Raw genomic sequence first — 14,500 nt, 5'->3', positions numbered from 1 at the left:
GAAGATGCGACCGCAGACGGATGACGCGCCCACGCGCCCGCGACTAGCGTCAGGACGTGCTTCGGCCCCCGCTCACCAAACGGCTGACCCGCGTCCAACTCGTCGGGCTGGACGTCGCGGTCGGCATGGCGCTCCTGCTGTGGGGGCGTCCCACCGACGCCCAGCTCGCCACCGCCGGCCTCCCGCTCCCGGGCTGGTACGCGCTGTTGACCTTGCTGGCCTGCGCGGTGGCGGCCAGACGGCTGTGGCCCCGGCCGGCCCTCGGGGTGTCGCTGGCCACGTACGCCACGATGGCGGCCTACGGGTTCGTCAAGTTCCCGTCGCTGGCGGTCGCGTTGTGCCTCTACCAGTTCGCGCTCTCGCAGCCGCGGTCCCGGGCCGTGGCCGGCCTGGTGCTCACCGAGGCCGTCGTCGGCGTCGGCATGGCGATGGGCGGCAGCTCGGTGACCTTCGACAACGCCTGGGCCGCGATGTGGTTGGGACAGAGCGCGCCGATCGTGGCCTTCTGGGCGGCCGGCATGATGATCAGGTCACAGCGCGCCTACGACGCCGGGCTGCGGTCCCAGGCGGAACGTCAGGCGCAGGCCCGCATCGAGGAGGCGCAGCGGACGGTCATCGAGGAACGTCTGCGCATCGCCCGCGAGCTGCACGACGTGATGGCCCACAGCATGGGCGTGATAGCCGTGCAGGCCGGCGTCGGCCGCCACGTCATCACCGGACACCCTGACGAGGCCGCCAAGGCGCTGACCGCGATCGAGACGGTCAGCCGCACGGCGCTGCGCGAGATGCGGGCCCTGCTCGACGTGCTGCGGGAGGAGTCACCCGCCGACGACCCGGCGGCCGCCTCGGACCTGGCGAAACCCGGCCTGAGCGACCTCCCCTTCCTGATCGAGCAGACCGGCCGGACCGGGCTCCAGGTCGAGCTGCGGATCAGGGGCGCCGCCCGGCAGCTCCCGCCGTCGATCGACCTGGCCGGCTACCGGATAGTCCAGGAGGCCCTGACCAACTCCGTCAAGCACGCTGCGACCGCCCGCGCCCGGGCCCAGGTCAGCTACCACCCGGACGGCATCGAGATCGAGGTGACCGACGAGGGCCGCGGCCGCCCCGGCCCCGCCGTCACGTCCGAAAGCCCTGGCGGCCGTGTCGGTCACGGCCTGATCGGCATGCGGGAACGGGTCGCGCTCTCCGGCGGCGACTTCGCCGCCGGCCACCTCCCGCTCGGCGGCTTCCGCGTCTGGGCCCGGTTCCCCACCGGGGAATCGGCGTGAGCGGGGACGTGAGCGGGGACGTGCGGGTCGTGATCTGCGACGACCAGGCCCTCGTCCGCGCCGGCTTCCGGGTGCTCGTCGACACCACGCCGGGCCTCACGGTGGTCGGCGAGGCCGGCGACGGAGCCGAGGCGGTCGAGGTCATCCGACGGGAACGGCCCGACGTCGCCCTGATGGACATCCAGATGCCCGGGATGGACGGGATCGAGGCCACCCGGCGACTGCTCGGCGGCGAAGACCCGCCACCGGTGCGGATACTGATCCTCACCACCTTCGACCTCGACCGCTATGTGTTCACCGCGCTCCACGCGGGCGCCAGCGGCTTCCTGCTGAAGGACACCCCACCGGAGGACCTCCTCTCGGCCATCGGCGTCATCGCCGACGGCGAGGCTCTGCTCTCCCCCCGCGTGACCCGGAAACTGGTGGCCGAGTTCACCAGGCGCCCCCAGGTGGCGGTCGGAGCGAACCGCCGCCTCGACGAGATCACCGACCGGGAGCGCGAGGTCCTCGTCCTGATCGCGAACGGCATGTCCAACACGGAGATCGCCGACGGACTGCACCTGTCGCACTCCACCGTCAAGTTCCACGTCAGCAGACTCCTCGCCAAGCTCGGCGCCCGGGACCGGGCCCAGCTCGTCATCGCCGCCTACGAGAGCGGCCTCATGAACCACCGGTGAATCAGCCCTCTCTCGCTTCGGCCATGGTCGCTCCGGATTCGCCACCGCCGCCCGCGTGGAGGGCGCCGTTCTCGATGTCGTCGACGTGAGGTGACGCCCGCCGTCGCGCGGCGGCGTTCCGCGGCCATCGGGCGGACGGGCCGGGGCGCGGGCGGGTCACTCCGGGGCGGACGGCGGTGCGGTCCTGACGACGGCCAGGGACGCCACCGCGGCCGCGAAGCCGAGCAGCGCGCCGGCCGCGACGTCGCCCGGGTAGTGCACGCCGGTGTGGACCCGGGAGTAGCCGACGGCGGCCGCCAACGCGCCCAGCGGCACCGCCAGCGGCGGCAGCAGCACGCCGACCGCGGTGGCGAAGGCCGTCGCCGAGGCCGTGTGCCCGGACGGGAAGGAGGCCGACTCCGGCATCGGCACCTGCCGGCCGACGATCACCCTGGCGCGCTCCCGGTCGGGCCGGGGGCGGCGGACCAGCTGCTTGCCGACCAGGTTCGCCGCCGCCGAGGCCAGCGCCACCGCGCCGACTCCGGCCGCCGCCGCCTGCCGGGGGCGGCCGGGGCGCAGGGCGAGCAGCGCGGCGACGGTCAGCGAGATCTTCGAGCGGTCGGCGGCCCGCGAGAGCCGGCGCAGCGCGGAGTCCAGGGCCGGGGTCGGGGTGGCGGCGACGGCCCCGTAGACGGCGCCGTCGACCGCCCGGAGGTCGTCGAGCACGGCCCCGACGGCGGACGGGGAGGAGGCTGAGGGGTCAGTCACGGCTCTGCTCCCTGGAGGTCCGGTCGGAGCCGCGGTCGGCGCGGCCGAAGGCCAGGGCGGCCAGCCGCCGCCAGTTCACCGTCGGTACGGGGGCGGGCAGGCCCGGGCGGTCGCGCGGCACCAGGACCCGCAGGGCCCGCGGGTGCAGGGTGCACACGACCGGTGCGGGCATCCGCAGCGCGTCGCCGTCGACCGCCACCGGAAGCTCGCCCGCGCCGGCGCCCCCGGCCGCCGTCACCTCCACCCGCTGGGCGGTCAGCGCTCGCAGCCCGGTGGACCGGGTGCCGCGCAGGACCACGTCCGCGGCCTCGGCCACGCCGTCCACCCTGATGCCCAGCACGCCGAGTTCGCCGCCGTCGAGCCGGGGGCGGCGATCGCCGAGGCCGAGGCCCTCGGTCGAGCCGTACGGGTTGTTGCTGACCAGCAGCGCCTGCCGGTCGGTGAGCACGGTGGCGTCGGCCCGGGCGTCGACGCGCTGCACACCCTCCCCGGCCAGCAGCTCGGGCAGCAGCGCCAGGACCGTTCCGACCTTGTCCTCCCGGTACCCGGGGCTCTGCACGATGTCGGCGTACACCCCGAAGGAGACGGTGTTGACGAAGGCCCGGCCCGAGACCTCGCCGAGGTCGACCCGCAGTTCCTCGCCGCCGGTCAGCGCGGCCAGGGTGCGGGACGGGTCGGCGCGGTCGAGGCCGAGGTCCAGGGCGAAGTGGTTGCGGGTGCCGGCGGGGACCACCAGGAACGGCAGGTCGTGCTCGGCGGCGACGGCCGCGACCGGCGCCAGGCTGCCGTCGCCGCCCGCCACACCGAGCAGGTCCGCACCCTCGGCCACGGCCGTACGGGCCAGCGCGGCGACATCGGTGCGAACGGAGTGGTCGAGCAGGACCACCCGGGCGCCGTGTTCCTCCGCCCGCTCGACCAGCCCGAAGCGGCCGACCTTCCCGCCGCCGGACCTCGGGTTCATGAACAGGACCGGCCGCCGCGGCCCGGGCGCGGCGACCGCCCGCATCGGCGGTTCCGGGTCGGCTCTGCGCAGCGCCGCGCGGGCGAGGGCCAGCGCGGCTCCCCAGCACAGGACGATGACCAGGGCCGTCAGCCACAGCCGGTGGTGGGCGAAGAGCACCAGCACCGCGACCGGCGCCGCGACCGCGACGAGCAGCCCGAACACCCGGACCGCGCCCCGGTAGGCCAGGAACCACCAGACGCCGGCGGCCCAGACGACCAGCCCGAGCACGCCCGCCGCGACCACCAGCAGCCCGCCCTCCCCCAGCGCGAACAGCAGCATCCCCACGGCCCCGAGCGCCGCCGGCAGGGCGCCGCGCGCGAGCAGCCGCGCGTCGGCTCCCTCGTCGGCTCCTCCGCCGGTGCCCGCCGTCCGTGTCCCGTCGATCTCGTCCTCCCGCGCCGCGGCGTCGGGGCCCGGTCGGGCCCGGTCGTTGCCAGCAGCCTGCGCACTCCCGCCCCCGGAGGCACCCCGGCGGGGTCGTCCGGGTGACGGGAGCGGCAGGCGACAAGCGTTTGCCTGGGCGGGTGCCGTTCGCCGGGATCGGCAAGCGGTCGATGCCCTCGGAACTGCTGCCCGGCCTGCCGCACACCCACCACGCCCTCGACGACGCCAGGGAGCAGGCGGAGCTGTTCGCGAACCTCTGGGAGTGGGGCGGTCCCGGCGAGGGCGGGTCCCCGGCGGGTGACGGCGGGTCCGGCGGGCGGCGGCGGGTCTAGCGGGTGACGTCGGGGGTGAGGGCGAGGACGGCGAGGTCGTCGGCGAGCAGGCCGGCGTACCGGTGGACGTCCTGGGCGAGGAAGGAGACCACCCGGTCAGGGGCGGTGGTGCCGAGGGCGGCGAGCCGGGGTGCCAGCGGGTAGAAGGCGCCGGTGGAGTCGCGGGCCTCGCTGACGCCGTCGGTGTAGAGCAGCACGGTGTGGCCCGGGGGCAGCGCGGCGGCGATCGCCTTGCTGCGCTCACCGGCCGGGCCGAGGTGGCCGAGGCCCAGCGGGAGCTCGTCGGCGCAGGGCACCGGGGCTATGGCACCGCCGCCGAGCAGCAGCGGGGTGGTGTGGCCGCGGTTGACGATCTCCACGCAGTCCGAGCCGGGGCGGTACTGGAGCAGGACAGCGGTGACGAACAGCTCGTCGTCGCCGCGGTCGGCCGCGTCGCGCAGCACCGCGCGGTCCAGCTGGTCGGCGAGTTCGACCAGCCCGGGGGTGTCGTACGCGGTCGCCCGGAACGCGCCGAGGACGTCGGCGACGGTGCGGACCGCGCCCAGGCCCTTGCCCCGGACGTCGCCGAGCAGCACCCGCACGCCGAAGCGGGTGTCGCACACCTCGTACAGGTCGCCGCCGACCAGGACCTCGGCCTGGGCGGGGCGGTAGAGGCCGGCCACCCGCAGCCCGCCGGCCCGCTCGGGCACCGGCCGCAGCACGGTGCGTTGCAGGGTCTCGGCGACCGTACGGGCCTGGAGCAGGTTCCGGTTCTGCCGGGTGCGCTGCCAGGACAGCGCGGTGCCCATGACGCCGGAGAGCAGGGTGGCGATGTAGACCCAGACGTGGTGCTGCTCGTCGATGTGGCCGGCACGCAGCGCCAGGACGAGCTGGAGTGCCAGCGAGCCGGCCGTGGTGACGGCGGTCAGCGCCGGGCCGTAGCTGAACGCGGCCACCACGGGCAGCGCGGTCAGCAGGAAGCCGGCCGCGACGGCGTCGGGGACGACGGCCTCGGCGATCAGGTCCAGCACCAGCAGGAGCACCGGCAGCCAGGGCACCCACCGCGGCGCCTTGGGCTCCAGCGCCGCGGGGCGCGGCGGGCGGGGTGCTGTGGGCACGGGGGACCTCCTGGCAGGCGGCCGTTCCGGGTGATCGGTCCGGATTGGCCGGTTTCATCCCCCATGTTCTCCTACGGGTGACAGGACCACGAACGGCCGAACGTCCCGGTCCCCGGGGCCGGAGGGGCCGAATCCGGCCCGGAAGGGGCTGATCGGCGCGCGGTCACCGGACGGTCACCGGCAGGGTCTCGTAGCCGCGCAGCACCAGGCGGTCACGCCGGGTGGGGACGCCGCCGGGGGCGAGCCTGGCGAAGCGGTCCAGCAGGGCGGGCATCGCGACCTCGGCCTCCAGCCGGGCCAGCTGGGAGCCCAGGCAGAAGTGCGTGCCGCCGCCGAAACTCAGCGGCTGGCTGTCGGTGCGGGTCGGGTCGAACACCTCGGGGTGCTCGTACCTGGCCGGGTCGTGGTTGGCCGCGCCGATCAGCAGGGTCACCTCGTCGCCGGACAGGACGGGCACGCCCTCGACGGACAGGCCCTCCTCCAGCGCGACCCGCCCGGTGGCCTGGACCGGGGAGTCGAAGCGCAGCACCTCGTCGGTGAACCCGGCCGGGGTGATCGCGCCGCTGCGCAGCCCGGCGGCGGCCTCGGGGTGGCGGAACAGCAGGGCCAGGCCGTTGCCGAGCAGGTTGGTGGTGGTCTCGAAACCCGCCACCAGCAGCAGCACCAGGTTGGCCAGCAGCTCCCGGGCGGAGAGCCGCTCGTCGTCCGCGACGGCGATCCGGGCCAGGTCGGTCACCAGGTCGTCCTGCGGCCTGGCCAGGCGCTCGGCGGCCAGTCCGGTGAAGTACCCGGCCAGCTCGTCGGCGGCCGCGTCGGCGACGGCCAGCTCGTCCGGGTCCTGGATGATCTCCAGCGCCACCGTCAGGTCGGAGGCGAGGTCGCGGAAGCGGTAGCGGTCCCGCTCGGGGACACCGAGCAGCTCGCAGATCACCCCGACCGGCAGCCGGAAGGCGAAGGCGTCCATGAAGTCCACCGGAGAGCCGTCGGCGCCCTGCTCGGCCATCCCGTCCAGCAGCCGGCCGACCGCCGCCTCCACCGCCGGACGCAGCGCGGCGACCCGGCGGGCGGTGAACACCGAGGCGATCAGCGAGCGGACCCTGGGCTGGTCGGGGGCGTTGCGCTGGAGGATCGAGCGGCCGAACAGGGCCAGCGAGGAGTGCGCGGCGTACTCGGGGGCCAGACCGGACATCATCTCGGCGGTCGCGACGCCGAAGGCGGGCGTGCGCAGCACCTTGTTGACCGCCGCGTAGCCGGTCGCCACGAACATGCCCTCCCCGGCGGGGACCACCGGGCCCAGCTCGCGGGCCCTCGCGTACAGCGGGTACGGGTCGGTCCTGACGTCCGTGGTCATCAGCTGTTCGATGATCGCCGCGCCGTCCATGCGGTGCTCCCCTCCCGAGACACGCTTCCTGTCCGGTCAACCACCGGCGGGCGCAGCGGAGTTCCCGTACGGACGGAATCGCGCGGCGCGGCGGGTCCGGAGGCGGGCCCGGCCGGCTCGGTAGGGTGGCCGGCATGGAGATCTGGATCAACCCTCGGTGCGGCAAGTGCAGGACCGCGCTCGGCGCGCTGAACGACGCCGGGGTCGAGTACACCGTGCGGCGTTACCTGGAGGATCCGCCGACCGCGGCCGAGCTGGCGAAGGTGCTGGAGCGGCTGGGCCTGGAACCCTGGGACATCACCCGCATCGACGAGCAGGCCGCGAAGGACCTGGGGATGAAGGACTGGCCCCGGGAGGCCGGGGAGCGGGACCGCTGGATCGTGGCGATGGCCGATCACCCGATCCTGATCCAGCGCCCGATCATCACCGCGGACGACGGGCACGCCATCGTGGCCCGCACCCCCGATGCCCTCAAGTCCGTTCTGCCGTAGGGCGGTTTCTCCGCACCCGGCCGGTCAGTGGAGCTGGATCCTCTCCACCGGCCGGCCCGGGTGCCAGTTGTGGACGATCAGGTGGTCGCCCTCCAGGGCGGTGTGCACCACCTGGTCGAGCTCCAGCCGGAAGGCGTGGAACGGGGTGGGCGGCGGCTCGGGCAGATCGGCGGCGAACGCGGCGAGTTCGGTCTCGTCGGTGATCTCCACCGCCCGGCCGGAGACCTTGGAGTCCCCGCCGGCCATGGTCTCGCCACCGGGGTGCGCGTGCAGGGCGTAGCGGGCGTCGCGCTGGAGGTCACGCGCCTTGACCGCGCCGTACATCGACCCGATCCACAGGTCGGCGCCGACGAAGTCGACCTCCGTCCCGCTCACCCGGGGCGCACCGTCCTTGCGCAGCGTCGCCAGGACGTGGTGCTTGTTCGCCTCGAACCGGGCCCGGACCAGGAGTGCCAGCTCGGGGGCCTGCTGTTCGAAATCCTGCCAGGTAGCCATGGCGCCAGTCTGGCACCCGGCACTGACAACCGCCGGGCGCGGACGACCGGACGGGCGGGGCGGCCGTGGCCGCGACCGCAACCGGACGGACAGTCGTACCGGCAGTCACGGCAGAACGGCAGTCACAGCAGGACCGGCAGTCACGGCAGGACCGTACAGCTGCGGCAGGACCGGACAGCCGCGGCCGGGCCGTTGTCGGCGGCCGGTGCCACACTGGCGGGGTGACCACCACGACCACGTACATCGCCTTCCTGCGGGCCGTCAACGTCGGCGGCCGGACGGTGAGGATGGAGCGGCTGCGGGCGCTCTTCGCCGAACTCGGGCTGGAGAACGTCCGCTCCTACATCCAGACCGGCAACGTCTTCTTCACCACCGACGAGCCCGACCGCGCGGCGCTGACCCGGCGGATCGAGGAGCACCTGGAGAATTCGCTCGGGTACCCGGTGCCGGCGCTGCTGCGCACCCTGGACGAGGTGGCCGGCCTGCTCGCCGCCGAGCCGTTCCGCGGCGTCGAGGTGACGCCGGACGTCCGGCTGGTCGTCGCCTTCCTGTCCGAGCCGCTGCCGGCCGAACTCACCCTCCCCCACCGCTCGCCGAAGGGCGACGTCGAGGTGGTCGGCGCCGACCCCGGGGCGGCGTACGTCGTGGTCCACCTCCAGGACGGCAAGTGGGTCACCAAGGAGATGTTCGGCAAGGCCTACCGGGGCGCGGTCACCTCCCGGTTCCTGCACACCACGGAGAAGATCCTCGCCGCCGCCCGCAAGGCCTGACGGCCCGTACGGCAGCCCGGGGCGGGCGAGGGCGCCCGGCCGGGACGCGCGGAACCGGCCGGCGGGACAGGGCGTCTGGACTGCCGTGACGTACGAATCCCGCGCCCGCGCACGGCGTGATCTGGACAGCCGGAGTCGGCCGCGCCGACAATTTGGCCATGACGCCTCCTGAACTCCCCACCGGCGCGGCCCGGCCGACCGGCGCGGTCCGGCCCTCCGACGCCGAACGGGACCAGGCGCTCGGGATGCTCCGGGACGGCGCGGGCAGCGGGCGGCTCTCGCACGACACCTTCCTCGGCCGGATGGACGTCGTCCTGCACGCCACCAGCCGCGGCGAGTTGGACGCGGCGGTGGCCGGGCTGCCGACCGGCGGGCCGGTCGAGCGCTTCGTGCTGCGCACGGTCGGCCGGGTCTCCGCCTTCGGGGACCGGCTGGGCCGGGCCTGGCGCACCGAGCGGCTGCCGGGGCTGAACCTGCCGCAGGCCGGGACCGGGAGCGGGCAGCTGACGATCGGCCGGCTCCCCGGCTCCGGACTGCGGCTGCACGACGCCTCGGTGTCCCGGCACCACGCCGAACTGCGGCACGAGGCGGGCGGCTGGATGCTGTACGACCTCGGCTCGACCAACGGGACGCACGTGAACGGGCGCCGGATAGCGGGCGGCGTCCGGGTCCAGCCGGGCGACCAGGTGCGGTTCGGCAACCTGGAGTTCCGGCTCGCCGCGTTCTGACCCGGCCGCCGCCCGCCGCGCGGGCCCCCTTCGGGCGCCCGCGCACCCCCGGTCAGTGCGGGAACTGCCGGGGCATCCGCTGCCGGGGCAGTTCGTCCTGGAACTCCGCGATGCCGGTGGCGATCTGACGGGTCACCACGGTGTGCTCCAGCCGGTCCAGGTACCGGTTCTCGGCGGCGAGCGCCCCGACCGTGACACCGAAGTAGAGCGTCATCAGGGGATTGATGAAGAGCTGCCCGTCCTTGGTCCGCTCGGTGAACCGGACGTCGCCGAACTCGCCGCGCAGCGCCGCCGCCACCGAGCCGTTGACGATGCTGGGGTGCTCGGGGAACGCGGCCCTGGCGTACTCGACGGCGTCCAGGTAGAGCATGCCCTCCCGGCTGTCGCGCGGGATGGAGAAGGCGCCGAGGTAGCCGCCGGCCCGGTCGATCGCGGCGAGGTTCTCCAGCACCAGGGAGTGGTTGACGCCGTGGTGGGCGTCGATGCCGAAGCCCAGGCAGGCGACCAGCCGCTCGGGCACCTCGGCCAGGCCGGCCACCGCGGCCAGGCTCGCCATGTCCTCCTCGGGGGTGCCGAGTCCGGCCTCGTCACCGCGCATCAGGATGTCGGTGCCGCCGTCCACCAGCAGGATCGCGTCCACGCCCAGGCGGGCGACCAGTGCGCGGTAGGCCTCGCGCAGCGGCTGCACGCCGACCGAGGGGAACGCCCAGACGGTGTCGGGCATCCCGTGCCGGTGCAGCCAGCGGGCCAGGGTGCGCTCGGGGAAGTAGCCCTCGGGGGCGGCGGTGTCCGGTTCGATCCGGGCCACGTCGGGGTCCGCCCAGACGTCGAGGGGCAGGCCGTAGAGGTGGGTGAAGGAGAGGTTCGCCAGGTGCACCTCCTTGCCCGCGGCCCGCAGGGCGAGGGCGATCGGCAGCCCGGCGTACACGTCGAAGCCGCCGCCGGCACCGGCGACGAGGATCCGCTCGGCAGCCAGCAGCCGGGTGATCAGTGGCGGTTGCAGCAGAGAAGTCACCGGCGGACGGTAGCACCGGGAAGCCCGGCCCCGGCTTATGGCCCCGGCCCCGGCCCCGGGCTCCGGCTCCGGCTCCGGCTCACGGTCCCGGCTTTCGGAGGGCGGTGTCAGTGGCGGGTGCGAGGATGCGGGCATGACCGAGGAGACGGCTCTGACCCCCGACGTGCTGCGCGAAGCCCAGGAGCAGGCCCGCGAGTTGATCCGGTGCGGTTTCCAGGAGCCGGACGAGATAGCCGAGTCCCTGGTCGAGGTCCTCGACGACCAGGGGCTCACCGAGGAGGAGGCGGAGCGGATCGTCGCTCCGCTGTGGACCGAGCGGCTGGCCGAGCAGGCGGCCTGGCCGGAGACCACCGACGTGGACAGGCTGGCGGACGCCTTCGACGCGCTGGAGGACGAGGGCATCGTCGCGGCGATGGACTTCACCTGCTGCACGAGCTGCGGCTACGCGGAGATCGGCGGCGAGGCCGGGGAGGACTCGACCGGCTTCGTCTTCTTCCACCAGCAGGACACCGAGGCGGCCGCCGCCGGGCGGGGGTTGATGCTGCGCTACGGCGGGTTCCGGACCGGGGAGGAGACGGCCGAGGTCTCCGAGCGGCGGACGGTGGAGGTCGGGCGGGCCGTGGTCGCCGCGCTGGCGGCGGTCGGGCTCCCGGCGGAGTGGGACGGCTCGCCGCACACGGCGATCCGGGTCGCCCCGCTGGAGTGGCTCAACCGCCTGCCGGAGTAGGCGCCGGGGAGCGCTTCGCCGGCACCTGGACGACTCGTCGGCGCCTGGACACCTCGCCGGTGCCGGGCCGCCCCGTCGGCGCCGCGGCACGCGTCGGCCGGTGACACGGCACGTCTCGGTCAGTGGCGCGGAACGCCGGCGTCAGTGCCGGGAGACGTTCCACCGGTGCCGGGGAACGTTGCGCGGGCGCTCCGGCAGTCAGTCCCGCTCGACGTGCACCTCGGCGTAGTGGTCGCCCTTGTCCGCCTTGCGCAGGGTGACCTTGACGTTCCCCACGGAGGTCTGCGAGTCCTTGGTGACGGTCTTCCTGTCCTCGCCGATGGTCACCTCGGCCGAGTTGTCCGTGATGTGGCTCATGGTCAGCTTCATCGGGTTGTCGCCGCCGAAGATCTTGACGGTCTTGGCGGCGTCGGCGCCGTCGGTCTTGATGCCGACGGTGCACGTGCGGTCGTCCAGGCAGAGCGCCACGCCGCCCTCGCAGGCGGTCAGTCCGGCGCCGAGCACCAGGACGGCGCCGGCGGCGAGGAGCGCCGGTCCGCGCCGGAAGCGGGTCCGCAGGCGGGTGCGGTGCGGGTTGGGGGTCCTGCTCGCTGTGGTCATGCCGCCGACGGTAGTGGGGTGCGTCCGGCCCGCCATCAGCCGTCGGCCTGACGCCTTCCCTGGTACGGCCCGGAGCGGCCGGGGCCGCCCGACCCCGAGAGCGATGGGTCGAATCCCCTAGGGGACATGGGGAGTTGAGCGATCGATCGGCGCGCCGGGGAAGGCCCGGCGGCTGCCGGAGGCTCGTCCGTCCGACTCATGCCATGCGCGTAGAACAACGGGCCGTGAAAGCGCCCCGACGTCAGTCGGCGAAGCCCCCCAGGCCGTCGAAGCCACGGCCGGCCCGGCCGGCCGGAGCGTCCGCCGGCCCCCACAGCGGCGCGGTGCAGCGCTGGTAGGTCGCGTGCCAGTGCGGCCAGTTGCGGGCCACGTCGTCGTCGCACTCGGCCAGCAGCCGCTCGACCAGCGCGGGCTCCACGCCCTCCAGCAGCCAGGCCAGCGCGTCCGCCATGCCGGGGCCGTCGGCCAGCCGCAGCAGGTCCAGCAGCTCGCCCAGCCCGCCGAGCCGGGAGCCCTCGGCGACGACCCGCTCCATCCGGGGCAGCAACTGCCGCTCCTCGATCCGCAGGTGGGTCTCCAGCCGGGCCGACAGGTCCTCCACCGCGTACGCCACCGGCCAGGCGCTGCCGGCGTCCCGGCTGGCGATCCGCACCAGGGTGGTGACCCGGGTGAAGGAGTGGTCCAGGTTGTGGTGGTCGTCCTCCAGCCAGTTGAGCAGCAGCCTCAGCTCGGGGGCGAAGCGGCGCACGATCGGCCAGAGCCTGGTGTCCTGCTGCTCGTGGTGGCAGGTGAGCATCGCGGTCATGAAGTTCCAGTGCCGCAGCAGCGCCTCGCCCTTGTCGTCCTCGTCGGGCTGGAGCAGCCGCAGCGCGTTGGGCAGCCGGGCGAGGTCCCGGCGCAGCGCGGCGTACACCAGGCGCAGCCCGGAGAACCGCAGGGTGACCGGCTCGTCCTCCGGGGCCAGGCCGTAGGCGTCCGCGCCCAGGGAGTCGGCTCCGGAGTGGCCCTCGACGGGCACGGTGGGGGCGGGCTGGGGCACCAGGTGGATCGGCATGGCACTCTCTTCACGGCTTGGGGCACGGCGGGTGGCGGCGGCCGGTCGAGGACCGCCCCAGCCAAGGTGCTCGCAGTCGATCAGAAGCGAATCAATGTCCGATTGACGCGCAGGTCACGGCCCTGCGGACGGACGGACGGCGGCACGGCGCCGGACCGGCCACGGGCCGCCGGAGAGACGCCGGAGGAACGCCGGGGAACGCCGGGGAACGCCGGGGAACGCCGGGGAACGCCGGGGAACGCCGAGGGACACCCGAAGACGCCGAAGGAGCGCCCGGAGATCCCGAGGAGCCCCGCAGCCCCGCAGCCCCGCAGCCCGGGAGCGCCGGAGAACGAGACCGCCGGCACCGGGAGCGCGAACGCGCCTCCGGCACCGGCGGTACGGGTGCGGGCGGGGGCCTCAGTCGGCCGCCGGTCCCGCGAGGTGGGCGGTGAGCCACACCAGGGTGTCCGGGATCATCTTCTTGAAGTCCGAGGTCAGGTGCTTGCCGCCGGGCTGCTCGTGGTACTCGAGGCTCAGCGGCGGGACCGCCTTGCCCACCCAGGCCTTGACCAGCTTGGTCTCGTACGGGTTGGCGCCGCCCGCGGTGACCAGCATGCTCACGTCGGCCTTGCCCTGGGTGACCAGCGTCTCGGGGCTGTTGGCGGCCTTCTCCGCGTCGTGGCCCTTCCACAGCAGCGAGTCCGGGGCGAAGTAGCCGTCGATCGGCACCGCGGCCTTGTAGACCTGGGGGTACTGGAGGGCGAGTTTGGCGCTGCAGAAGCCGCCGGTGGAGGCGCCCATCACGCCCCAGCCGTCGCGGCCCTTCACGGTGCGGAAGTTGGCGCGGACGAAGTCCGGGATGTCCTCGGCCATCCAGGTGCCCATCTTGGCCTGGCCCGGGATGTCGGAGCAGTCCAGCGCGTTCTTCTCGTCGCTGGTGAAGTTCTGCACCGGCATCACCATGATGAACGGGTGGGCCTTGCCCTCCTTGACCAGCCGCTCGTTCTCCTCCTGGATCGGCAGCTGGTTGTCGGTCCAGGTGTTGTAGCCGTTGCTCTGGCCGCCCGCGAAGAGGGTGAGCACCGGGAAGCCGGTCTTGGCGAACTTGGGGTCGTTGTACTCGGGCGGCAGCCAGACCCAGACCTGGCCGGTGACGCCGGACTTGGCTCCGGTCACCTTGGTCATCAGGATCGGGCCGGCGCCGGTGTCCCTGGACTTGGTGAGGTTGGCGGCGGGCCCGGTCGGCATCAGCACCTTGCCGGCGGCGGCCGGGGGCGTACTGGCGGCCGCGGACGGGGTGGTGCCGGTGGCGCTCGGGCTGCCCGACGAGCTGCCCGAGGAGCTGGCGGTCCCGGCCGCGGTGGTGTTCGCCTTGGCGCTGTCCCCCTTCTCTCCGCCGGAACTCCCGCAGGCCGCGAGCGAGGCGGCCAGGGCGAGCACGGCGGCACCGGACAGGACGGCACGGGAACGGGACGACTGCCTAAGCACGGTGAGGACTCTCCGACCGATGTCGCGCCCGGTCCGTCTGGCCGGGCGGCGGCCCCCCGGTGGGGCCGGACATGCCGGGGGCACGGCGCTGGTGCGTCCCCCGGGGTGCGGCGCGCCGCCCCTCGCGGGGGTGCGCCTTCCTGCGATCTTATGACGTGGACCGGGGCGGGCCGGTTGCGCGGTGGCCACCGGAAATCCAATGTTTGTTCGCGATCGGGTAAAGGCCTCCGCCACTCCCCCCGGACGGCGGGGGCCGATCGG

Annotated in this window: 16 protein-coding genes; 7 read left to right on the top strand and 9 right to left on the bottom strand. The window is 74.4% G+C overall.

From position 1 onward, the window contains the following. The first annotated feature begins 56 nt into the window (after positions 1–56). The gene (locus ACIQOW_RS02150) at positions 57–1,268 is read left to right on the top strand and encodes a sensor histidine kinase (protein WP_401078753.1); all 1,212 of its coding nucleotides are present in this window, start codon (positions 57–59) and stop codon (positions 1,266–1,268) included. Beyond that, on the top strand, positions 1,265–1,945 hold the full coding sequence (locus tag ACIQOW_RS02145) for a response regulator (protein WP_401078750.1): 681 nt from the start codon (positions 1,265–1,267) through the stop codon (positions 1,943–1,945). The genes ACIQOW_RS02150 and ACIQOW_RS02145 overlap by 4 nt, the downstream gene beginning before the upstream one ends. A gap of 156 nt (positions 1,946–2,101) precedes the next feature. On the opposite strand, the gene ACIQOW_RS02140 is transcribed toward ACIQOW_RS02145, so the two are convergent. Together ACIQOW_RS02140 and ACIQOW_RS02135 are read right to left on the bottom strand one after the other, a co-directional pair. After that, positions 2,102–2,692: a phosphatase PAP2 family protein gene (locus tag ACIQOW_RS02140; RefSeq protein WP_401078747.1), complete on the bottom strand. Its 591-nt coding sequence runs from the start codon at positions 2,690–2,692 to the stop codon at positions 2,102–2,104. Further along, positions 2,685–3,974, bottom strand: coding sequence for a diacylglycerol/lipid kinase family protein (locus ACIQOW_RS02135; RefSeq protein ID WP_401079771.1), 1,290 nt, complete (start codon positions 3,972–3,974; stop codon positions 2,685–2,687). Before ACIQOW_RS02135 ends, ACIQOW_RS02140 begins: the two co-directional genes overlap by 8 nt. 245 nt (positions 3,975–4,219) lie before the next feature. On the opposite strand from ACIQOW_RS02135, the gene ACIQOW_RS02130 reads away from it, so the two are divergent. Next, positions 4,220–4,411, top strand: coding sequence for a hypothetical protein (locus ACIQOW_RS02130; RefSeq protein WP_401078744.1), 192 nt, complete (start codon positions 4,220–4,222; stop codon positions 4,409–4,411). Here ACIQOW_RS02130 and ACIQOW_RS02125 read toward each other — a convergent pair. Together ACIQOW_RS02125 and ACIQOW_RS02120 are read right to left on the bottom strand one after the other, a co-directional pair. Further along, positions 4,408–5,508, bottom strand: coding sequence for a PP2C family protein-serine/threonine phosphatase (locus ACIQOW_RS02125; RefSeq protein ID WP_401078742.1), 1,101 nt, complete (start codon positions 5,506–5,508; stop codon positions 4,408–4,410). The two genes, ACIQOW_RS02130 and ACIQOW_RS02125, sit on opposite strands and share 4 nt — an antisense overlap. 163 nt (positions 5,509–5,671) lie before the next feature. Continuing rightward, positions 5,672–6,889 carry a cytochrome P450 gene (locus ACIQOW_RS02120; protein ID WP_401078739.1) on the bottom strand — a complete coding sequence of 406 codons (1,218 nt, stop codon included), beginning with the start codon at positions 6,887–6,889 and terminating at the stop codon, positions 5,672–5,674. 134 nt (positions 6,890–7,023) lie between these two features. Here ACIQOW_RS02120 and ACIQOW_RS02115 point away from each other — a divergent pair, with 134 nt between their 5' ends. Beyond that, on the top strand, positions 7,024–7,380 hold the full coding sequence (locus tag ACIQOW_RS02115; RefSeq protein WP_401078735.1) for an arsenate reductase family protein: 357 nt from the start codon (positions 7,024–7,026) through the stop codon (positions 7,378–7,380). Between the two features lie 24 nt (positions 7,381–7,404). Here the strand turns inward: ACIQOW_RS02115 and ACIQOW_RS02110 are convergent, their stop codons facing one another. Continuing rightward, positions 7,405–7,875: a pyridoxamine 5'-phosphate oxidase family protein gene (locus tag ACIQOW_RS02110; RefSeq protein ID WP_401078732.1), complete on the bottom strand. Its 471-nt coding sequence runs from the start codon at positions 7,873–7,875 to the stop codon at positions 7,405–7,407. 221 nt (positions 7,876–8,096) lie between these two features. Here ACIQOW_RS02110 and ACIQOW_RS02105 point away from each other — a divergent pair, with 221 nt between their 5' ends. Together ACIQOW_RS02105 and ACIQOW_RS02100 are read left to right on the top strand one after the other, a co-directional pair. Continuing rightward, positions 8,097–8,645 (top strand): DUF1697 domain-containing protein, encoded by a 549-nt coding sequence (locus ACIQOW_RS02105; protein ID WP_401078729.1) that lies wholly within the window; start codon positions 8,097–8,099, stop codon positions 8,643–8,645. Positions 8,646–8,803: 158 nt separating this feature from the next. Next, the gene (locus tag ACIQOW_RS02100; RefSeq protein ID WP_401078725.1) at positions 8,804–9,373 is read left to right on the top strand and encodes an FHA domain-containing protein; all 570 of its coding nucleotides are present in this window, start codon (positions 8,804–8,806) and stop codon (positions 9,371–9,373) included. A 52-nt stretch (positions 9,374–9,425) separates the two neighbouring features. Here the strand turns inward: ACIQOW_RS02100 and ACIQOW_RS02095 are convergent, their stop codons facing one another. Further along, positions 9,426–10,388 carry a DUF1152 domain-containing protein gene (locus ACIQOW_RS02095; protein WP_401078722.1) on the bottom strand — a complete coding sequence of 321 codons (963 nt, stop codon included), beginning with the start codon at positions 10,386–10,388 and terminating at the stop codon, positions 9,426–9,428. Between the two features lie 133 nt (positions 10,389–10,521). Between ACIQOW_RS02095 and ACIQOW_RS02090 the strand changes: the two genes are divergently transcribed. After that, complete coding sequence (locus tag ACIQOW_RS02090) at positions 10,522–11,115, top strand: DUF6891 domain-containing protein (protein ID WP_188298568.1); 594 nt, start codon at positions 10,522–10,524, stop codon at positions 11,113–11,115. Between the two features lie 198 nt (positions 11,116–11,313). Here ACIQOW_RS02090 and ACIQOW_RS02085 read toward each other — a convergent pair whose 3' ends face one another. The 3 genes from ACIQOW_RS02085 to ACIQOW_RS02075 form a co-directional block, all read right to left on the bottom strand. Next, complete coding sequence (locus ACIQOW_RS02085) at positions 11,314–11,715, bottom strand: hypothetical protein (protein WP_401078718.1); 402 nt, start codon at positions 11,713–11,715, stop codon at positions 11,314–11,316. Positions 11,716–11,956: 241 nt separating this feature from the next. Next, the gene (locus ACIQOW_RS02080; protein WP_401078715.1) at positions 11,957–12,769 is read right to left on the bottom strand and encodes a hemerythrin domain-containing protein; all 813 of its coding nucleotides are present in this window, start codon (positions 12,767–12,769) and stop codon (positions 11,957–11,959) included. Positions 12,770–13,168: 399 nt separating this feature from the next. Next, positions 13,169–14,239, bottom strand: a complete 1,071-nt coding sequence (locus ACIQOW_RS02075) for an alpha/beta hydrolase (RefSeq protein ID WP_401078712.1) — start codon at positions 14,237–14,239, stop codon at positions 13,169–13,171. Positions 14,240–14,500 lie beyond the last annotated feature (261 nt).

The sequence above is a fragment of the Kitasatospora sp. NPDC091335 genome, from assembly GCF_044757205.1.
Taxonomy (GTDB): domain Bacteria; phylum Actinomycetota; class Actinomycetes; order Streptomycetales; family Streptomycetaceae; genus Kitasatospora.
The sequence above is the reverse complement of the archived record's forward strand: the minus strand, read 5'-3'. Positions and strand labels throughout refer to the sequence as shown.